Below are 20,619 nucleotides of genomic sequence, written 5' to 3' on the forward strand. Positions count from 1 at the left end.
TTCTTAATTACGAATTTGCCAGGAGCCAAGCTTTCTGAGTCCATGCATTATTAAATAACTCGACCTCTGACACTTTTAATTCAAAGGAATGGGGTGGTGATTCTATCAACAACGGCGAACCTTTGTCATGAGATTCAACTAAGTTAACTATCCAGGGAAGAAAGTCTAAGATTTCTTTTGGTAGTACAGTTAACTCAAAATTCCACACCAAATTAAGACCTCGGCATACTTGTCCTTTTTTTAACACCATTACTCTACCAGCACTTTTGTTAATAGCCAGTCGAAGAATGAATGGGCGCAATGGGACAAATTCATCGGGTGCTGTATAAGCATATACATTTATATAGTTCAGTCTCTGCCTATGATCAATCCAAGATGCGATCGGTGAATTATTACTATAAGATGTACCAGTTATGCTCACCGGCATATTCATAGCAGCAACAAAGTTAGAGTAGAACTCACGCTCTTAGTTCGCTAACAATATGTTTAGCTTCTGGGTTCATGGTTGCTACACCTGTTACAAAAACGATACTTACAATTAGCTTCGTTAACGTATGGTTTCACGCCGCGAAGTATGCGGTCAACCAAAGCACGAAAAAAGGCAGACCCCTTGTCTGCCCTCAAGACCTTAGAGTTAAAACAATTCGCAATTCGCAATTCGCAATTATGTTTTGTGACGGGGATTTAGACCCCGACACAAAACGGGCTGCCTGTCTTGCTGGGGACTTAAACCCCCAAAGTTTGTTAAATTCTTGGTTTTAGACTTTAATAACGGCGAGAGTATCCTCCTCCATCACCACCTCGTCTACCACCAGAAGAACCTCCGTCTGTCTTGGGCTTGGCTTTATTAACTTTCAAGCTCCGACCCATCCATTCAGCGTTATCAAGGGCATCAATTGCCGCTTGTTCTTGTGCGTCTGATTCCATCTCTACAAAACCAAAACCTCTCATCCGTCCTGTTTCCCGGTCAATAGGCAGTTGAACATTTTTTACAGTTCCGTATTCTGCAAAGACTTGGCGGAGGTCATCTTCTTTAACCTCATAAGCTAGATTACCAACATAAATTGACATAGAATGTCTCCAGAATCAGGGGGTGTAGAGATTTAGATCCGGAGAGGTCTGTAATACAAGTATATATAAAAACAAACTACATAACCGAATTTAATCTTCCATGCACAATTTTAACATAAATTAAAAAGTTCTGTTCATCAGTAACATTATACTTACTTAATCTGTTCAATTAAAATACTCGGACAGTTAGCAAAACTAGCTCAGAATCAACCTAGCAGCGATCGCCTTAAATTTGAACTCACCAAAAAGTTTTAATAACTAAACTTATTTCTATTCAAATAGTATTAGTAATTTTGAAATTTTATTCATTCCAAATTCCCAGAGAATGCAATTAAATAAAACCAGTGCGATCGCTTCTGACGTAAAATTAATCTCCATCCAGCATTTGCTAACACCTTGACGCCCATGTTTTGCGACTACCTCATCCAAATCCTGACTGCCCGTGTGTACGATGTTGCCCAGGAAACACCACTGGAGTTTGCCCCAAATTTGTCTGCGCGGCTGAATAATCAACTCCTGCTGAAACGTGAGGATATGCAGTCAGTATTTTCCTTTAAACTGCGGGGTGCTTATAACAAAATGGTGCAACTGCCACCAGATATATTGGCGCAGGGTGTAATCGCAGCATCTGCGGGGAACCATGCTCAGGGTGTCGCCCTTGCAGCTAATCGTTTAGGAACCAAAGCGATTATCGTTATGCCAATAACCACGCCTCAAGTCAAGGTGGACGCAGTTAGAATGAGGGGCGGAGCAGTCGTGTTACATGGAAATACATACGACGACGCTTATAGCTATGCCCGTGAATTAGAAGTAGAAAAAGGATTAACCTTTATTCATCCCTTTGATGATCCTCATGTCATAGCTGGACAGGGAACAATCGGGATGGAAATTTTACGGCAATATCAGCAACCCATCCATGCGATTTTTGTGGCAATTGGAGGAGGCGGATTAATTTCTGGGATTGGGGCTTATGTGAAACGGTTGCGTCCCGAAATCAAGATTATTGGCGTTGAACCAGTAGATGCTGATGCGATGTCTCAATCGCTCAAAGCTGGGCATCGGGTGCGCTTGTCGCAAGTGGGTTTATTTGCTGATGGTGTGGCGGTGCGGGAAGTAGGTGAAGAAACCTTCCGTTTGTGTCAGCAGTATGTAGATGAAATTATTTTGGTGGATACAGACGATACTTGTGCTGCCATTAAAGACGTGTTTGAGGATACGCGATCCATTTTAGAACCAGCTGGTGCATTAGCGATCGCAGCTGCCAAAGCCTACGCAGAGCGAGAACAAATCGAAGGACAAACCTTAATTGCTGTCGCCTGCGGTGCAAACATGAATTTTGATCGCCTCCGCTTTGTGGCAGAACGGGCAGAGTTGGGCGAACGCCGCGAAGCGATCTTTGCAGTCACAATTCCAGAGGAACGGGGAAGTATTCGCCAGTTTTGTGAATGTATTGGCAATCGTAATCTTACCGAGTTTAATTATCGCATTGCCGATGAACAAACAGCCCATATTTTTGTCGGTGTGCAAATTCAAAATCGTGCCGATGCTGCAAAGATGGTAGAAAACTTTCAAGCTCAAGGATTTGAAACCATTGATTTAACGGACGACGAACTCACCAAATTACATCTGCGGCACATGGTAGGTGGGCATTCTCCCCTGGCTCACAATGAATTACTCTACCGTTTTGAGTTTCCCGAACGCCCCGGTGCATTGATGAAGTTTGTTACTTCCATGAGTCCCGATTGGAATATTAGTCTTTTTCACTACCGCAACAATGGGTCAGACTATGGACGAATCGTTGTTGGTATCCAGGTTCCCCCCCACGAGATGGGAGAGTGGCAAGCTTTTCTCGATAATCTGGGCTATCGCTATTGGGATGAAAACAAGAATCCAGCATACAAGCTGTTTTTGGGATAGGGAGTGGGGAGTAAGAATTTTAGATTTTAGATTTTGGATTTTAGATTAAAATTTAATCCAAAATCGTTAATCCAAAATCCAAAATTGAATTGCCCAATGCCCAATTTAACGAGAATTCCCTTCCAATATCAGATTAGAGTCCCAAGTATACAAGCCAATTTGGTTAGGAACCCTAGAAAATCTGCCTGTCCGATAGCCTCTCGATAATTCATTCAGTATTTTATTTTTAATCTCTCTAAGTTGCTGAGAATCTATTTCTCCATAAATTCCGGCGATGACTTCAGCGACGCTGAAAACTTTACCTGGATTTTGTTCAAAGAGAGAGGTAAGGGCATCAATTAAAAATTGACCCTCAAAGGCTTTGAGCATTGGTACTGTTTTTGTCGGGGGTACGAAAGGTTTCTTCTTTTTGTTTTTGATGCTTCTAGAAGCACCATTGCCATTATTTGGAGCTACTAAACTTAAATCTAGAGTATAACAACCTGGTTCGTCGGGAATAGTTACCCAGTAATTTCTTTCTCTGCCTTGAGTGAGGGAAGATTGAACCCTACCTTTAACTACTCTGAATAGGTTGGAATCTAACTCTCCATAAAGCGATCGCACGATAAAATCAATATGACAAACAGTGCCTATCTGCTCTTGCAATAGCTGTTTGATAGCTTCCATTCGCGAGAGGGCGTGCTGATATTGGGGTAGCATGGGAATTTCCGCTACCTTCGTTGAACTATCGTTGTTCTCTGGAACGATTTTTGGAGATGTTGATGTAGTTAGAGGTTGACTCTTTTTTGTATCAACAGCAGCAGAAGAATTATCTATCTCAACCTGATCTGAGTCTTTTCGTACAGACTCTACCAACTTAATTTCGTTGATGTCATCAAGGGGTGATAAAAACCGCAGAGAGCTTTCTTGGGGAAAGATTTGAGGTTTCATCAGCCCCAGTCAGTCTAGATATCTGCTTGTTGGGATCAGAAAAAGACCAGTTAGACAACAACGCTTCTACATGATCCAGTTGCGATCGCGCTTGCACAAAGAGGCGTTCATATTCTTCTGTAAGGCGAGCATAATACTCTCGTAATTCCAACAGTGGTGAGAGAAAAGTCCCCGGAGGTGGTTCTAATTGTCCATTTTGAGTCATAAGGCGTCAATCAATTTAAATCGATATCACTTTTATAAGACATTGCTCTGGGTTTTGCTTTTTGAGATGTTGGCTGGGATTTTTTAGGCGGTTGGGGAGGGCGACATCTCTCACAATATAAGGGTCGAGGGCCGAAAGTCTCGCGCTTTGTCAGATCGTTACACTCTTTACAGACAAACTGGAAAACACGAGTATGAATCTGTCTTTTGTGCGCCCTGACAGTATATTCCCTAACATCAATGAATTTACTTGCCATAATCAGGATTGTGAATTGCCGACGTTATCAATGTCCTATCAATATAGCTATTCAAGCAAATCAAACCGCATCAGTGTGTGTTTATGTAGAAGTTTTATCCAAATTAATGAATTTGCAGCCTAGCATAAAGTGCAGATGAGTAATTTGAGAGTTAGCTATTGACTATCCTCTCAGCATATAATTGGTGATGAGCAAACACTACTATTATTCTTTAAGTGCAGATCACTTTCATTCCCCTCATCAGAGAAATGGGCAGGTGAAAGTGCAAGATTATTTAATTCCACTTCGTATTGATTGGCAAATCAAGCGATCGCCAGCGTGTCTAATTGCCCATCATAAAATTATCCCACTCCTAACCCATCTGCCTCATGGTATGGGGATGATGCTTAAAGAAGCCTATTTTTGTCTAAAAAACAACCGCCTCCTAAAAACAAGAGGCGGTGAAGCGCTAATCAAAGTATGATTCCAATAAGTTTTATCGAACAGAATTCAGGAGTCGGGAGTCAGAATTCAGAATGAATTCTGTACGACTGGTGGATGAATAATCGGGTTTAAGACCCCCACCAAATTGAAAATTTGGTGGTGCAACAATTCCTGCGACGGTCTGAATCCCCGACTGATAGCGTTCGCGTTGCGTCTCGTAGAAAAGTGTTAGCGAGTCCGCGATAGCGTAGCGGTAGAGAGGAACGAGCGTCGCGTCTTGATTCTGACTCCTGAATTCTGACTTTTGAATTCTTCTTCAATTTGACAGATTACTCCTGACTAGGAGCAGCAGGTTGCGATTGAGGTTGTTTGCGTAAACCGCGCAAAGATTCCCGCAACTTGTTTTGGCTAGCATTATCTCTTCGCCGCCGCCGATTTATGGTTGGTTGTGGCTTTTGTGATGAATTAGTAGTCGCTCGTTCACGCTGGATGCGGCGTAAGGACTCTCTTGCAGTTCCTTGAGTGCCAGTTGTCCTAGCTCCAGATGATGGGCTTGTAAGAGTATTTTCGACTCTTTGGGGTTCCAACCGTCTACTAAATCCAGATATTGCTGGTTTTGATGGGGGTGACAACTCTCTGCGCCTGCGTCTTGGATTTTCCTCTGTGGAATTAGCAGCCCTTGTTTGCTGGGTTCTTTCTTCTGCTTGTCTTTGTGCCTCTCTTTGTGCTTGCCGTTCTTGAACTTGGCGCGATCGCCGTGAACCTTTGATGGCAAATTCAGTTGCTATGGATACCCCTTGTCTACCACCTTCTGCGGGTTTTAATTTCCAGTTACGCGCTTGTCTAGCGGTTTCTTCATCTAAGTCGCGGTTTCCACTGGAGCGCGCAATCCGCACGTTGGTAACATTACCTTGGGCATCAGTATCCACAGCTACTTCTACTCTGCCTTCAACTCCTCGCCGTCTTGCTGCCTCTGGATTACTTGGCATTACATTCACGGCAGGCTGCACGACCATTCCCATTACCATCACCTGAAGTGTTAACTTTTGGAGGTGTTGGCGCTATTGGCGCTGTCGCTACTGGCGGACGGTTCCCTACTCCATTGCCTGTACCAGAGCCAATGCCTGAACCTGTACCACTACCAGAGCCAGAGCCACTTCCTGAACCCGTACCACTACCAGAGCCACTTCCTAAACCTGTACCTAAAGCAACACCAGAACCGGAGCCTGTGAGAACTCCACTACTACCGCCACCCCCGCCAGTGTTTTGACTCGCTCTTGAATCTCTGAGTTCGCTCAAAACTCCTCTTAACTTTTCACTACCTTGGTTTATGGAGGGAGCAACAGCTGTCACAGGGGCTTGTGGATTGGGAGCAATTTCCCTATTTATTGGTTGTGGGTTTTGAGTAGTTTGTTTTGGTTGTTCTTGAACTGGCTGAATTTTTGGTCTTTCAATAAATTCTTGTACTGGTTTTTGTACTTGTGGAGTTTCTATAGACTGTTTTTGGATAATCTCTGGTTCTTTTTTCGGTTCTTCTGGAATTTTTTCAAGTGGTTTTTCTGGTTCGGCAGTCGGAGAATCCACGATCGCAAATTCTATTGCGTCATCTTCTTCTGTGGGCACTCTCGTCAAATAATTGCCTATGCCTGAGGACAGTACGCCGATATGCAGCGCCAGTGAACCTATCAGACTGTAAGTCAGAAAAGACTTGAGAGCCTCAACTTCTTTGGAACGTTGCTCGACAGTAATGCCAGAAAAGCTCATAGCTATTGCTACCTATTCTCACTAATTTAGTCATCTTAGAATGCAAGGTTACAAATATCAAGTAAAAAATTAAAATTAATTGCGATCGCCTTACGGAACCCTGCAATAGCAAAAACATCTTTTCAAACCACCAATATCATGGTTTTTGGACAAAATTAATTTTTGTTGCAATCCAATTAAATTAAGTTATGTAAAACAAACGAATAAGTAAATAAAAGTCATGAGCATTACATTTGAAAAAATTATCATTATATTTTATATTTTATTGAGAATAACTTTCAGCTTATCTCTAGATTCTGGTAGTCTGATTTTGTATTGTGGATGAAGTTATAGAGGCACTACATGGGAATTCAAAATTTGTTTACAGCAGGTGGTGTGGTCATGTGGCCCCTGCTGGCGTTTTCGGTATTGGGTGGGGCACTGATCATCGAGCGGATCAGATTTTGGGTACGGATAAATCAGCGTCAAAGCCGTGTGGTGCGAGATGTTTTGAATCTCTACCGACTCGATAATGTTGTCGGTGCAATGGATAAACTTCAGAAAAACGCAGATTTACCACTGGCACGCATTTTTCTGGCGGCTTTAGAGTTAGAAGAGCCAAATCCAGAAGAATTTCGTTTGGCTTTAGAACGTGAATCGCAGGCTGAGATCCCTGTTCTCAAACGCTTCCAAAACATTTTTGAGACAATTATCGGATTAGCGCCATTGTTGGGTCTACTTGGCACGGTGTTAGGATTGATAACCTCCTTTGCCTCCCTAAACCTTGGTGATGTGGGAGGCACTAAAACAACTGGTGTTACATCGGGGATTAGTGAAGCTTTGGTATCAACAGCATCAGGATTGATCGTTGCTATCTTTACACTCTTGTTTGCCAATACCTTCCGGGGGCTGTATCAACGGCAAATTGCACTAATTCAGGAGTATGGTGGACAGCTAGAATTACTCTACCGCCGTCGTTATGAAAAAGGAGAAAAAACTTATGCGTCTACCAGATGAGCCAGAACTTCCGCTACAGATCAACATCCTGCCGATGATTGACGTGATTTTTGCAATTTTGACATTTTTCATCATGTCCACTTTGTTTTTAACGCGATCAGAAGGTTTGCCAGTAAATTTACCGAAGGCTAGCACAGCCAAACAACAGCAAGTTCCTACTAAAATTACCATTACTGTAGATGACAAAGAACAAGTCAGCCTGAATCGTCAACCAATTGCAATTGATGATTTGACAACGAAAGTGCGGACTTTAGTTGGTTCTAACGCAGAAGTGTTAGTGATTATTAATGCTGATGAAAAAGTTGATTATGGTCGGGTGGTGGCTGTGATGGATCGGGTACGTCAGGTTCCGGGGGCAAAATTAGCGATCGCTACCCAAAGATAATACAGCAGAATTCAGGAGTCAGAATTCAGAATTCAGGAGCCAGAATCCAGATTTTCGTTACTTTTACTACTGGGTTGACTGCTGGGGTATTCTGAATTCTGTCTTCTGCAAGACTTCTCATAAGCTACGCTGACGCATCTGTAATTCTTGAGATATAAGTTTTAATAATGATTCTTGGTGTGAATGGATAAAAAAGTGGTCACTGTTAAACTCATGTAATGAGAAAGCAGCGATCGTCTGCTCTCGCCATGCTTGCAGAGCCTCATGAATAACTTCTCGGTCTTGCAAACCACCAAAAACAGTAATAGCACACTCTAGTGGCTGTTTTTGAGCGTAAATATACGTTTCCAGAACGGCAAAATCTGCCCGCAAAATGGGAAGGAACATCTGCATCAGTTCCTGGCTTTCTAATACTGCTTTGGGTGTACCGTTAAGACTGCGTAGCTCATTGAGCAAATCAGGGTCTGATAGGACGTGGAGGGGTGGTTTGGTGATAGGGATTTGTGGGGCGCGACGAGCAGAGATGAAGAGGTGAAAGGGAGCAAGACTATACTCAGAGCGAAGTAGACGGGTTAATTCAAAGCTAACTAATCCCCCCATACTGTGCCCAAAGAAGGCGAATGGTTTGTCTAAGTATGGTATCAAAACTGGAGCGATCGCTTCCACAAGAGGTTCTAATCGTTTCAAGGGTGCTGACTTAATCTGTTTTCCGCGTCCCGGATATTCCACAGCACAAATTTCAACATTAGTAGGTAGATTATTCGGCCATGTGCGAAAAATTGCCGAGCTACCACCCGCGTAAGGGAAGCAGAATAAACGCAAATTAGCTTGAGGATTTGGTTGGGGACAGATAATCCAAGGATTGAAGGTCATGTTTTTACTAATATATTTTTCTACTATATAAATCCAGCCCCTTACCGATTTCTCATCCTTGAGTTAGTAGCTTTTCAAGTTTTATCGAACAGAATTCAGGAGTCAGGAGTCAGAATTCAGCAATGTTTTCTGTATGGACTGGCGGATAGCGCAGCGTAAAGCCTGCGGCATGGCTTCGCTTAGAGCGAGTATTCGAGCGTCGCGTCTGAATAATCGGAGTTTTTGCACCCCACCAAATGAAAATTTGGTGGTCTTCTCTACGAGACGCAAGCGCGAAACAATTCCTGCGCGGTCTGAATCCCCGACTCCTGAATTCTGACTCCTGAATTCTGACTTCTGAATTCTTCTTCAATTGTTCATCATGAAGCTCGTAATGTTCTAATCTTTTAATAGGCTGACGAAAGTCAGTATACATAAAAAAACTCCAAACCAGTTTTGGTAAGTTTTTTGAGAACAAAAAGAGAAACAAACTTATGGGACTTTTCGATCAAATTCTTGGTGCCGTCGCTAATCCCAATCAACAGGGCAGCTTAGGTCAAATAGGAAGTATTGTTAACACCATACAACAGTTGAGCAGTAGCACAGGTGCAAACCCTTCTACCATCCAATCCGTTTTGTCAATTGTCGGGCGGTCAAGTCCGTTCTGCTCTACAAGACAAGCAAGCTACAGATGGTAATGAAGCTGCCCAAAATCTAGTCAATCAATATGCTGGTACTTCTGCCAACCCCCAAGCCGTCAATTCGTTGTTTTCTCCTCAGATACAACAGCAAGTAGCTCAGGTTGCTGCCCAGCGCACTGGGTTGGATACTGGTATAGTTCAACAATTGCTGCCTTTAGCAGTACCTTTGGTGCTAAAGTTTTTACAATCAGGTGCAAATGTTCAAAATCCCCAAGCTGGTGGTAATCCTGTACTGAATTCTTTCTTAGATGCTGATGGCGATGGTGATGTTGATATCGCTGATGCCATTCAAATGGCTAGTCGGTACATGAGAAAATAACAGTTTTCTCCACTCCCCTGCGATAAATCAGACATTGGTAATTATACCTTGCTAGATTTTTAGCTAAGACATAGGCTGAGAACATAGTAAATTTATAAATATAAATCAGACAGTCTATGTCTAAATTGTTTGACTGTATTACTGAGGAGCTACAAGACTTTATTGCTGCCCAACACCTTTTTTTTGTTGGCTCTGCACCTTTGAGTTCTACTGGTCATGTCAACCTATCTCCTAAAGGTCAGGACTCCTTTCGCATCCTCTCTCCCAACCGCGTAGCTTACGTAGACCTCACAGGTAGTGGCAACGAAACATCAGCCCATTTGCAAGAAAATGGGCGAATAACCTTCATGTTTTGTGCCTTTGAAGAACCCGCGTGTATCCTGCGTCTTTACGGCCAAGGAAGGACGATTTTACCGAGTTATCCAGAGTGGGACTCTCTTCACTCTCTATTTTTGCCAATACCTGGAACTCGTCAAATTATTGTCGCTGATATTGAAAAAATCCAGACCTCCTGTGGTTTTGGCGTACCACTTTATGAATACCGAGGTCAGCGCCAAACTTTAGTAAACTGGGCTAGTAAAAAAGGCGAAGAGGGAGTTCGAGAATATCAACAGCAGAAAAATCTTGTCAGCATTGATGGTTTAGCGACACCACTGGGTAGATTACCCTAACTTTGCCTAACTGAAATTTAGTCAAATAGTCACTTTTGAGGACAAGGGTAAATGATACTTTTTTATATGAAACGTAGGCGTTACCAGCCATAGGCATCGCTTGCGGAAAAATTGTGTTTTTTACCCCGATTCTGTCCAATAATTTAAGCATTATTACTTATTTAAAACTGACTTATTATCTTACCCATGCGGAAAATACTATATTTTCTCGCTAGCTGGCAATATCAGCCCTGATTATTCTCGATAAAAACTCAAATTTATTCAGAATTGACCAAATATATACAATACTTGGGTTTATTAATAGCGATCGCTCTCCCAAATATTAAGAAAAGTGCCGTTGCATAGCAAAGATACGCAAATAGTTAGCAATTCTTAATGAAATCTTTATAGTTTACATCTGTTACAAATCACAAATGATTATTTACAATAAACAATGAAGCATAATAGTTTTTTAAAAATATTTCCATACTTTTTATGGGTAGAAATAACAGGCAATCTCTCATCTAAAAGTTGTAGAATAGAACGCTCTTAAGCCACTCAAGTTTTCAAATGGCAGGGGAAAGAGAAAAATCAATTATTTATCCCTGATTGTAGGCTGAAGCAAAATATTCACAACCCACATCAGGTAGTACAAGGTTTACGTATAATGACTGACTTTGCACAAACGGAAATAGAACGGCGACTAACTTTATATGAAGTATTTGTCAAGTTGTATGAACACCACAGCAGCCTTCTAGATGAAATTCTTCAGCTAGAAAACCTATCTCAACCTTCATTGACGAGAGTGAAGACATATTACGTAAATGGTGTAGTGGATAGTGCTGCTGTTTATTTGATGACTAACTTGTCCGACAATCACACTCAAAGTTTACAACAGCCACAGCATATCTGGACGATAGGTCGTAATCGTGCCAGTGGTATTTGCATTGCTGATACTCACATGTCTCGTCGCCATGCTGCTATTCAATATATTGACGAACAAGGTTTTTACTTAATTGATTTCAATAGTACCAATGGCTCGTTCGTAAATGGCGATCGCGCTTTTGGACTAACCAAGCTCAAAGATGGCGATCGCATCCGTCTTGGCAATATGACTTTTGATTTTTTTGTGAATTATAAGTGCCGCGTTTTGCCAACCGTAGCCATAGATTTATTGATGCAGCTTGTGCATCGAAAGAATGACTATAGAGTAGAAAGGCTGACTTCTTCTCACAATAGGCAAAAATCTCTACCAGAAATAACAGGTTTGAATTTAAATACTTTTAGAAATTACGCAGTGGTAGAGAAGCTTGAAAATTGTTATAGCAACTTCAGTTCAGAGCAGAAATCAGAAATTTTAGACCGCTTTTTTAGCAGAGATATACCGTCTAACCCCGCCTAAAAAATTGGAACTTCTAATATGCTTCAATTGCGTGAAGTAGACATAATTCATAGGGCATAATAATGTTCATGCCTATCAACCCAAGGTAAAAGCCAGTAAACAAAAAATCTTTTTCTCGTTTCCAGCCTCAGAGGATTTTTGAAAAGTTATTTATTGTTAGAAAAAGGTTGGAGAATCTCTTACAGCAGTTTGCGATCAAACTCACCACAAAAAGAGCTATCTAAATAGGCTCAAAGAATAAACCACAATGATTAAACCAATTTAGAGCATTTTCATCAGTAATGGCATTAACAGCCATAGTTATTGCAACATCTAGAGCATCGAATGTTCGAGTTTTAGCCGCAACGTTGAATTTCTTTTAACTTTGACCAACATAACTCAATTGGTGATAAATCAGGTGAGTATGGAGGCAAAAACTTAACCTTTGCTCCAACAGATTCTATTAAAGATTTTGCAGTCCCAGCATAATGTACAGGTAAGTTATCCATAACTATAATCGCTCCAATCCATAATGATGGTAGTAATATTTGCTCAATAAAAACTAAAAAGCTAGCAGTGTTCAGACTACCTGGAAAAGTCATAGTGGCAATTAAGCCCTCATCACTCATAGCTCCAATTACAGTAATATTTTTGCCTTTATTACCCGGTCGCTCATCATAGACTCTTCCTCCGTCAATACCTCTGGCATAATGTCGTGTCATAGCCAGATTTACACCTGTTTCATCAATAAATATGAGGTTTTTGATATCTATAGTATCTAGCCAACGTCGAAATTCATAGCGTAATTTTTGTACTCTTTCTGTAGTTTGCTCAGTCGATACTAAAGTTTTTTTTTACGATTTAATTTTAAGCGTTTAAGAGTGCGGGATAAACTTGATATACTTACATTTATTTCTGTGCGTTCTTTTATTGCTTCTTGAATTTCTCGCAAATATATATCGCTTTGCTTTGTCACCATTACCTTTAATAATTCTTGCTCAATACTATTAAGCTTAGAGCGGCGATCTCCTCCTTGGGGTCTGGCAGCTATCTCTGCCGTCTCTCGATATCGACGTAAAAAGTCACGGATAAAAGACAAACTGACTTTAAATCGTTTTGCTAATTCCCTTTGGCTGCCTTCTTTGTTTTGCCAGGCACTCAATATCTTTTGTCGTAAGTCAATTGAATATGCTGCCATCTTTAAATATTATTCTTTACATTTTTACAGTTTACTATCTTTGTGGCGGGTTTGATATCAAATTGCTGTAATTTCTCCGAAAAAGGGGGAATTTTATTAGGGTTCCCTCCTTTTCAAGGCTTGCTCATCAAGAGCAATAAGTGCCTAAAATCACGGTTAACCACTTTTCAAACAACCTCTCAGGCTCTTAACGAGAAATTATGATGTAGTCGATGAGAAAGCTCGGCTCTAAATTTGACAACAGGATTGTTGGTAACTAAATAGTTAAAAGTCAAAATATAGAAAAAAAATTAAGAATGTGATTAAATATCATAGCAATCATTTTGCGGTGGCATCTTTAGATCACAATAAAAAGAAAGCGATTCAGAGATTCAGTGAGCAGGTTATGCTCTATCCTCTTTTCCGAAAGGGAGAGGCTAGCGCCAAGAGAGAACACTTGCTAACGACAGGAACCACCCAAACTGCTACCCTTTCACCACAAAGCGTCTATGCCAAAAAAAACCCCCCAGTGAGCTTTAGCCAACCAGGGGAGTTAGTTATCAGGGTGCATCTACCAATTAAATGTTCTTAAGTTGAACCCCATACTCCGGATGAATTTGTCTAAAGGCTAAGTTATTTTTTTAAATAAAAAAAACCCCAGTTGGTGTTAACCTACTAGGGGAGTGAGTTATCAGGGTGCATCTACCAATTAAATGTTCTCAAATTGAACACCATACTCCGGATAAATTTGTCTAAAGGCTAAGTTATTTTTTTAAATAAAAAAACCCCAGTTGGTGTTAACCTACTAGGGGAGTCAGTTATCAGGGTGCATCTACTAATAATCTTTTCTAGGGGCTACCAGTATTTTCCGGAGAAAATGGTTAAAATCAGGGTTAATGGCGGTGTCTATGAAGGGCTACGCCTAAGCAACTAGAAAAAACCCCCAGTGGGTGTTAGCCTACTAGGGGAGTTAGTTATCAGGGTGCATCTACCAATAATCTCTTCTAAAGTGAATGGGTGGCTACCGGATAAATTAGCAAACGTTGAAGATGTTACTGTTTGTTTATTCAGAGAAAAACCTCAGAGGGGTTAGTTATCAGGACAGACTTACCAATTAAGTGACCAGTGTGCTGCCTTACAAAATGCCTGTGTCAGGGTTAATTAACATCGCCGCATCTCCCCTTCTTTGCATCAAAGCGTCTTTATGAGGCTAAGAATTATGCAATTTAAGGACTTCCAGTAAAAAAACATCCCATCCCTGCGGGACGCTCCGCGAATGTAGAGGCGCAAGACCTTGCGCCCCTACAAATCTACAAATAATTTGGGGTAATTTATTTTTTGTAAGTCCCTTAAAAACCGATTAGCTTACTTCCTGTACAAAAAAACCCCCAGTGGGCCTTAGCCAACCAGGGGAGCTAGTTATCAGGGTGCATCTACCAATTAAATGTTCTAGGCTTAACCATCATGCTCCGGATAAATTTATTAGAAAATTAATTGTTGTAGTGTGTCAATAAAAACAAGAGTGGATGTTAACTGAATTAGGGAAGTTAAAGATCAAGGGACATCCATCTATATAATCAAGTATTCTAGAATTAAGCACTATTTTCTGGTAGAGAATATCTGCGTCAGAAGTTGCTGTCGTTTGCCCAAACAAAAAAAACCCCTAGTGGGTGTTAGCCAACTAAGGGAGTTGAAGATCAAGGTGCATCTACCAATTAAGTGTTCTAGTCCCAAGTAATCCGATCCGGATCAAAGTTGTAAAGGCAGGAAAAACCAAAACAGCACCGAATCAGAAACATTCAGGGGCGCGATGCATCTAAATTATCAGAGGGAGCGAAAAATCGACTTGAAACTTTCGCGTTTCAAACCAGATTTAGGAGGCGAACACGAGAAACTGTGACCCAGGAATTCCACATTTCGGTAACTCCTGTAGGGCAAAATGACTACTTGGTGCGGACGGAACAAGTCGCGCCTGGGGTACCATTGGCAGAAGAATTGGTGACTTGGCCTATAGCCGATTGGTTGATGGCTGCTGGGCATTTAATGAATGACCCGTTGAAGTCGGTTTTGCAAGGAGATCCGTATGCTTCTGGCGGGCATGAAAGCGACATCGCCAGAAACTCTGTTAATTTGGTGGCGTTGGGTCAACAATTTTATAATGCCCTATTTCAAGGCACTCTCAGAGATAGTTGGATTACTGCCCAAGGTATTGCCCAGAACCATCAACAAGTACTACGCTTACGTTTGGGGCTAAAGGACACTAGGTTAGCTCGTTTGCCTTGGGAAGTGATGCACGCAGGCGATCGCCCTTTGGCTACTGGCCCTTATGTGGCTTTTTCTCGCTTCCAAAGTGGAATTTTGGGGGCTTCGCCTTTGCGATCGCATATACCCACACCACGAGCAGAAGGTGGTGTAAAAGTATTAATGGTAATTGCTTCTCCCTCAGATCAAGTCCGTCTTGATTTACAGAAACAGGAAGCTATCAAACTGCAAGCAGAACTTCACCGTCAAACATCACGACTTGCTGAAGGTAGCAGTCGTTTCCCAGAAATTGAACTCACTGTATTAGATCAACCAGGACGGGAAGAACTGACGCAAGCCCTAGAACAAGGCAGATACCACGTTCTACACTACTCTGGTCATAGTAATTTAGGCAATAATGGCGGAGAAATTTATCTTGTTAGTCGCAGAACTGGCTTAACGGAAATTTTGACTGGGGACGATCTGGCAGGTTTGCTTGTCAACAATAATATCCAAATGGCAGTGTTTAATTCCTGCTTGGGGGCGTACACAGCTGCATCTAATGCCTCTGGAGATACTGGCGAACGAAATCTCGCAGAAAGTCTGGTGAAGCGGGGAATTAGAAGCGTTTTGGCGATGTCAGAACGGATTCCAGATGAAGTGGCGTTGACGCTTACACAATTGTTTTACCGCAATTTGAGCCAGGGATATCCAGTAGATTTGTGTGTCAGTCGGGTGCGCCAAGGATTAATTTCTGCTTATGGTTCTCACCAGATGTACTGGGCATTACCGATTTTATATCTCCAGCCAGAATTTGACGGTTTTCTCAGCCAGGAAACTGAGTTATCTCAAAGTGCCGAGTCGCTGAATCAATATAGTTCGCCTTTAGGCATAACTTCCACAATGTACTCTGCGATGTCTACGACGGGCTACGCCAACGCCGATGATACTGAGATGGCTTTAGGAATGGAGGATATGATTCCTTCTGGTTTGACGCGTGACTCTTCTGGGTTGGACTGGCTGGGTGAAGATACTTGGGGCGATCTGGTTGATGAAATTGAGTATGATGACCCAAGTTATGAAGAAGATTCTGCCATAGTTTCGGATTTGTTTCGTCAGTTAGATAACCAAAAAGCCTCAACTGAACCGGATCAACAAATCCACGAAAATAGTCTTCACCAAAGCCAGGTTTCAGAGGAAATGACTTCTTTGCCAGAGGAAGCAGACTTATGGGGCGAAGTTCCACCGCCGCCACCTGCAACTGGTGGGAACCTTGAAGAAAAGTGGCAAAATTCTAATTCTTTGCGTTCGCAACCAGCCCCACCAAGAAATCGTACCCGTCGCCGCAAGCTGTGGCCGATTGTCGGTATTGTGGGGATCAGTGCGATCGCAGCTGCGATCGGTTTAAATTGGTGGTGGCAAAATCGACCCCAAGCAATGCCGAAAATACCAGTAATTCCTACCCAATCTCTACCTGATTCTCAACCGATTCAAAAACAGCCAAACATCGATTTAGAAACAGCAGCGACTGGGATTGTCACCGCTACTGCTACGGAAAAATTGAGCCAGGGTGAGTTGCAAGGTGGGTTGTTAGCTGTAGAAGAATTACTCAATCGGGGCGCACTAGCTGCGGCTGAAACTTCCTTAAAACTAATTCCCAGTAAACAAGCTGACGATCCATCTGTGAACTTTTACAAGGGACGATTAGCTTGGCAGTCTATTCAAACTGGAGACAATAACTATAGCGTTGATGATGCCCGCCGTTACTGGGAAACTGCTGCCAAAGCTAAACCCGAATCGCTTTTGTATAATAACGCTTTGGGATTTGCCTACTACACAGAGGGGAATCTGAATCGCGCCAATGATTCTTGGTTCAAAGCTTTGAATTTAGCTCTCAAAGAACAGAACACAAATTCAACATCCACAAAGACAGCAGTGCCTCAAGATGCTTTAACTTCTTATGCTGGTTTAGCTCTTGGATTGTATAAATCTGCACTTAGTCAATCTAGTGGGAAGCAGACGCAATATCTGAATGAAGCGATCAAATTGCGGCAAATGGTTCTCAAGTCTGATCGAGAAAATTTCCAGGTAGATAAATTAGCTAAAAATTGGCTGTGGACGGAGAAGGCGATCGCAGATTGGCGATCGCTCCTTCAGGAGAAAGGTGAAGAGCAGTAAGATGTTGTGGTGGTGCGATCGCTTTTAATTAGTAAATCTTAAGTGCGATCGCTCTGTTGATTCACACTGGCAATTGCGGTGATGATTGTCTTCGCATCTGAAATAGGTTTAGATTTATCTTAATTCTCGGATGCTGGGACTCCATAAAAGAATAGAAGAAATACAAAGACAAACGCTGCAAATGCTCCTCCAGCTTTAATATTAGTTTTATTCAAAGGTACGTGTGCTTCTAAACCAAGACTACCTGTGAAAAAATAACCTGATATCCCAGCAAATATAGCTGCTAAAAATCTAATTATTGCTAAAGTGCTACCTTGCATTGCTCGTGGGTTGAGTACAAGAACAATAAAGACTGTTAAGACCGCCAGAGCCATAGCAAGAGCTATTCCACGTTCAGCAGGTGAAATTTGCGAGGATGGTTTATGCTCTTCTCGTTGAGGATTATTTTCCGGTTCAAATCGTTTCGGCATATCTTCTGCTTTCTCTAGCTCCTTTCTATTCATCACATCATCAATTAAGCCCAAGACATCAATCATTTGATAGCTTTTTTGACATTGAATGCGTTCTTGCTTATCAGCTACAAACTGTCGCAATATGTCAAAGGGGTAAAAGTGTGGCTCTTGGTTATCTTTGCAAGTCACACAATTACAGGGAATTAACTTGTTGTACTTTAGTCGCTTGTAGGAGTCATGAATTTTATCGAGTTCATGTGTAACTATAGTCATCAAATCTCTTTTGTGACGACCTGAGAATCGAATCTTAATCTCCCGCTTGCCGTAATATTCAATCACCTCTGCCTGCGTCTGGTCTTTGCTGAGAACAACGCCGCTTTTCCAGACACATTTTTGTTCATTTATCAACTTATGCATGGCGACGATGAACTGGGTGATGATCCCCTTGGGCATGAACTCGTAAGTGTAACGCAGTATCAGGTTGTTGGTTTCATTCCACTTATAGGAGGGTTGATTTGCAGATAGCAGTTGTGGGGCAATATACTTTCCTTGGCTTCTAGGAATTTCATAACACAGCTTGAAGTTGATCATCAGGCGCAATAGTTCATCATGCATCGTGGCGTATTCATCTTCACGCCAGATGTTTGTCAAGTCAGACCGTGTGAAACTGCCGAAGTTGCAAATAACCTTTTCATTATCCAGCACTTTGTAGACTGCATCAGTTCCCCACTTGGGTTTGAGGATGACGGTCTTATTCAAAAGTGGGTCTTCCTGGAAGTGCAAGCATACTCCCAAATCGTGCAGATAGCTGCTTAACGGCAACTTGTCATTTGTTTCGGTAAACCCATTTTGTTGACAGATGCTCAGGTATTCATCCAAGCCGATGTAATTGCGTGAGTCACTTTCCAAAGCTTTCCGGACTTTAACCCAGGTTCTTGGGAGCGGACTGCCAATATGAGGCAAGCTTTGAATATAAAGCTTGATTTGTTTTAAAACTTGTTCTAAACCTCTGTTAGTAGCAAGGTTCGTTGGTAAAGTTTCCTTCAAATTAGTAAACTGCCCCCGTAACTGGAGTTCATTAATTTCCCGGTGGCGGTCTTGTTTCTCATTTTTGATGATTAGCAGTGGACTGTTATCGCTCAACAGTTCCACCACATTCAACCAGTAATTAAAATCCGTGTCTTCCTTGCGGGTATCTGCCACTAAGACATAGAGGGAACGCTTGGTGAGGAAAAACTGGTGAGTTGCATGATAAATCTCTTGTCCCCCAAAATCCCAGATATTGACTCGAAATTCTTGCCCATTTTCCATTGGAAAACCCCACTGGATCACCTCAATTCCCTTCGTAGAGTCTTCCTCTCGGAGTTGATAATTTACGTGTTCAATCTTTTTCGCCAGTGTTGTCTTCCCTGCGCCTCCTTCGCCGATAATTAGTAACTTTGCTTCATACAGATAATCTGTACCTTGTGCTTTCAGTTGCCGGAAATAATCCTTAATAGCCTTAATACCTTTTGCAACAATTTCTGGTGGTGGCTGTTCGATGGGGTTGTCCTTTAAATCCAGGGAATTGAGTTGTTGCAGATCAGCGATCGCTTCTGGCAGTGTCGTTAATTTGTTGAGGTTTAATTTCAGAGTGGTGAGTTGTTGCAGGCGGGCGAACCCTTCTGGCAGTGTGGTTAATTTGTTGCGGCTTAAATACAGGGTGGTGAGTTGTTGCAAGCGGGGGATCGCTTTTGGCAGTGTCGTTAATTGGTTACCGCTTAAACCCAGAGAAGTGAGTTGTTGCAGATTAGCGATCGTTTCTGGCAGTATCTTTAATTTGTTGAGGCTTAAATTCAGGGAAGTGAGTTGTTGCAGATTAGCGATCGCTTCTGGCAGTGTCCTTAATTGGTTGCGGCTTAAATTCAGGGAAGTGAGTTGTTGCAGATCAGTGATCGCTTCTGGCAGTGTCCTTAATTGGTTGCTGCTTAAATCCAGGGAAGTGAGTTGTTGCAGATCAGCGATCGCTTCTGGCAGCGTCGTTAATTGGTTGAGGCTTAAATTCAGGGAAGTGAGTTGTTGCAGATCAGCGATCGCTTCTGGCAGTGTCCTTAATTGGTTGTAGCTTAAATTCAAAACCTCCAACCATTTCAGTTCAAACACCTCAGCAGGAATTTCCGTTAATTTTTCCTTGTCATTAGTACTCCAATTATTGCTTAAATCTAGTTCTTTAAGCTTTTTCTGTTTCGCTTCTCGGATTTTTTTAAGGTAACGTTGAGGCGTATTTGCCATACTGAGGTTCACTTGTTAACGAAAATTATATATAATGCCCCTGATTCGCTGGACAATCTCGCAACCATTAATATTTTGCACTAATCCCAACAACCGCCACAGGTTAGAAACGTCTGGCTGATAGCGAAAGTCCTCTTAGAGGTTGTTTGAAAAGTAGTTGGCTGTGATTTTAGGCACTCATCGATTCCCCCTAACCGCCCTTTTTAAGGGGGGAACCCGGAGTCAAAGTCCCCTTTTTGAAGGGGAGCCAGTGCGGTCTTGGGGGTTTCCCCCATGAGCAACTGGCGTGGATTTAGGGGGATCTAAAAGTTTTGTTACCGAGAAAAGGACTTTTCAAACATCCTCTTAAGAGGGCTAAATTCTTTCCAGGCTTGGATTTTAGTCCATATTGAATAGACTTTGGCTATGAGAAAGGAAATTCGAGTTGCAGGCAAAGGTGGGTGTTAATTA

The 20,619-nt window shown here is 42.0% G+C and carries 19 protein-coding genes and 1 pseudogene; 8 read left to right on the forward strand and 12 right to left on the reverse strand.

Features of this window, described 5'->3' with window-relative positions; genetic code table 11:
* Nucleotides 1-7: 7 nt before the first annotated feature.
* Nucleotides 8-427 (reverse strand): hypothetical protein, encoded by a 420-nt coding sequence (locus ANSO36C_RS25680; RefSeq protein WP_251956885.1) that lies wholly within the window; start codon nt 425-427, stop codon nt 8-10.
* A gap of 338 nt (nt 428-765) precedes the next feature.
* Nucleotides 766-1,071, reverse strand: coding sequence for an RNA recognition motif domain-containing protein (locus tag ANSO36C_RS25685; protein WP_190944446.1), 306 nt, complete (start codon nt 1,069-1,071; stop codon nt 766-768).
* A 405-nt stretch (nt 1,072-1,476) separates the two neighbouring features.
* Between ANSO36C_RS25685 and ilvA the strand changes: the two genes are divergently transcribed.
* Nucleotides 1,477-2,988, forward strand: coding sequence for a threonine ammonia-lyase, biosynthetic (gene ilvA, locus ANSO36C_RS25690; protein WP_251956886.1), 1,512 nt, complete (start codon nt 1,477-1,479; stop codon nt 2,986-2,988).
* A 105-nt stretch (nt 2,989-3,093) separates the two neighbouring features.
* Here the strand turns inward: ilvA and ANSO36C_RS25695 are convergent, their stop codons facing one another.
* The 3 genes from ANSO36C_RS25695 to ANSO36C_RS25700 are packed head-to-tail and all read right to left on the reverse strand — an operon-like array spanning nt 3,094 to nt 4,379.
* Nucleotides 3,094-3,918 carry a hypothetical protein gene (locus ANSO36C_RS25695; protein WP_323374506.1) on the reverse strand — a complete coding sequence of 275 codons (825 nt, stop codon included), beginning with the start codon at nt 3,916-3,918 and terminating at the stop codon, nt 3,094-3,096.
* The gene (locus ANSO36C_RS34485; protein WP_323374507.1) at nt 3,863-4,123 is read right to left on the reverse strand and encodes a hypothetical protein; all 261 of its coding nucleotides are present in this window, start codon (nt 4,121-4,123) and stop codon (nt 3,863-3,865) included. The genes ANSO36C_RS25695 and ANSO36C_RS34485 overlap by 56 nt, the downstream gene beginning before the upstream one ends.
* A 10-nt stretch (nt 4,124-4,133) precedes the next feature.
* Complete coding sequence (locus tag ANSO36C_RS25700) at nt 4,134-4,379, reverse strand: hypothetical protein (RefSeq protein WP_229550863.1); 246 nt, start codon at nt 4,377-4,379, stop codon at nt 4,134-4,136.
* 187 nt (nt 4,380-4,566) lie between these two features.
* Here ANSO36C_RS25700 and ANSO36C_RS25705 point away from each other — a divergent pair, with 187 nt between their 5' ends.
* Entirely contained in the window at nt 4,567-4,842 is a 276-nt protein-coding gene (locus ANSO36C_RS25705; protein ID WP_251956889.1) for a hypothetical protein, read from the forward strand.
* Between the two features lie 289 nt (nt 4,843-5,131).
* Here ANSO36C_RS25705 and ANSO36C_RS34490 read toward each other — a convergent pair whose 3' ends face one another.
* Nucleotides 5,132-5,824: a TonB family protein gene (locus tag ANSO36C_RS34490; protein ID WP_323374508.1), complete on the reverse strand. Its 693-nt coding sequence runs from the start codon at nt 5,822-5,824 to the stop codon at nt 5,132-5,134.
* Nucleotides 5,781-6,566: an energy transducer TonB gene (locus ANSO36C_RS34495; protein WP_323374509.1), complete on the reverse strand. Its 786-nt coding sequence runs from the start codon at nt 6,564-6,566 to the stop codon at nt 5,781-5,783. Before ANSO36C_RS34495 ends, ANSO36C_RS34490 begins: the two co-directional genes overlap by 44 nt.
* Nucleotides 6,567-6,908: 342 nt before the next feature.
* On the opposite strand from ANSO36C_RS34495, the gene ANSO36C_RS25715 reads away from it, so the two are divergent.
* The gene (locus ANSO36C_RS25715) at nt 6,909-7,562 is read left to right on the forward strand and encodes a MotA/TolQ/ExbB proton channel family protein (protein ID WP_251956891.1); all 654 of its coding nucleotides are present in this window, start codon (nt 6,909-6,911) and stop codon (nt 7,560-7,562) included.
* On the forward strand, nt 7,546-7,947 hold the full coding sequence (locus tag ANSO36C_RS25720; protein ID WP_251956893.1) for an ExbD/TolR family protein: 402 nt from the start codon (nt 7,546-7,548) through the stop codon (nt 7,945-7,947). Before ANSO36C_RS25715 ends, ANSO36C_RS25720 begins: the two co-directional genes overlap by 17 nt.
* A 117-nt stretch (nt 7,948-8,064) precedes the next feature.
* On the opposite strand, the gene ANSO36C_RS25725 is transcribed toward ANSO36C_RS25720, so the two are convergent.
* Together ANSO36C_RS25725 and ANSO36C_RS25730 are read right to left on the reverse strand one after the other, a co-directional pair.
* The gene (locus ANSO36C_RS25725; protein WP_251956895.1) at nt 8,065-8,820 is read right to left on the reverse strand and encodes a thioesterase II family protein; all 756 of its coding nucleotides are present in this window, start codon (nt 8,818-8,820) and stop codon (nt 8,065-8,067) included.
* 109 nt (nt 8,821-8,929) lie between these two features.
* Entirely contained in the window at nt 8,930-9,235 is a 306-nt protein-coding gene (locus tag ANSO36C_RS25730) for a hypothetical protein (protein WP_251956897.1), read from the reverse strand.
* A gap of 58 nt (nt 9,236-9,293) precedes the next feature.
* On the opposite strand from ANSO36C_RS25730, the pseudogene ANSO36C_RS25735 reads away from it, so the two are divergent.
* The 3 genes and pseudogenes from ANSO36C_RS25735 (at nt 9,294) to ANSO36C_RS25745 (ending at nt 11,871) form a co-directional block, all read left to right on the forward strand.
* Nucleotides 9,294-9,819, forward strand: a pseudogene (locus ANSO36C_RS25735) (DUF937 domain-containing protein).
* Between the two features lie 116 nt (nt 9,820-9,935).
* Nucleotides 9,936-10,490 carry a pyridoxamine 5'-phosphate oxidase family protein gene (locus ANSO36C_RS25740; protein WP_251956899.1) on the forward strand — a complete coding sequence of 185 codons (555 nt, stop codon included), beginning with the start codon at nt 9,936-9,938 and terminating at the stop codon, nt 10,488-10,490.
* Between the two features lie 646 nt (nt 10,491-11,136).
* Complete coding sequence (locus ANSO36C_RS25745; protein ID WP_251956901.1) at nt 11,137-11,871, forward strand: FHA domain-containing protein; 735 nt, start codon at nt 11,137-11,139, stop codon at nt 11,869-11,871.
* Nucleotides 11,872-12,206: 335 nt separating this feature from the next.
* On the opposite strand, the gene ANSO36C_RS25750 is transcribed toward ANSO36C_RS25745, so the two are convergent.
* Entirely contained in the window at nt 12,207-12,572 is a 366-nt protein-coding gene (locus tag ANSO36C_RS25750) for a transposase (RefSeq protein WP_251956146.1), read from the reverse strand.
* Nucleotides 12,573-12,691: 119 nt separating this feature from the next.
* Entirely contained in the window at nt 12,692-13,048 is a 357-nt protein-coding gene (locus ANSO36C_RS25755) for an IS630 transposase-related protein (RefSeq protein ID WP_251956147.1), read from the reverse strand.
* Between the two features lie 1,875 nt (nt 13,049-14,923).
* On the opposite strand from ANSO36C_RS25755, the gene hetF reads away from it, so the two are divergent.
* Nucleotides 14,924-17,446, forward strand: a complete 2,523-nt coding sequence (gene hetF, locus ANSO36C_RS25760; RefSeq protein ID WP_251956903.1) for a cell division protein HetF — start codon at nt 14,924-14,926, stop codon at nt 17,444-17,446.
* A gap of 119 nt (nt 17,447-17,565) precedes the next feature.
* Here hetF and ANSO36C_RS25765 read toward each other — a convergent pair whose 3' ends face one another.
* Nucleotides 17,566-20,169, reverse strand: a complete 2,604-nt coding sequence (locus ANSO36C_RS25765) for a COR domain-containing protein (protein WP_251956905.1) — start codon at nt 20,167-20,169, stop codon at nt 17,566-17,568.
* Between the last annotated feature and the right edge of the window lie 450 nt (nt 20,170-20,619).

Source organism: Nostoc cf. commune SO-36, from assembly GCF_023734775.1.
GTDB classification, from domain to species: domain Bacteria; phylum Cyanobacteriota; class Cyanobacteriia; order Cyanobacteriales; family Nostocaceae; genus Nostoc; species Nostoc commune_A.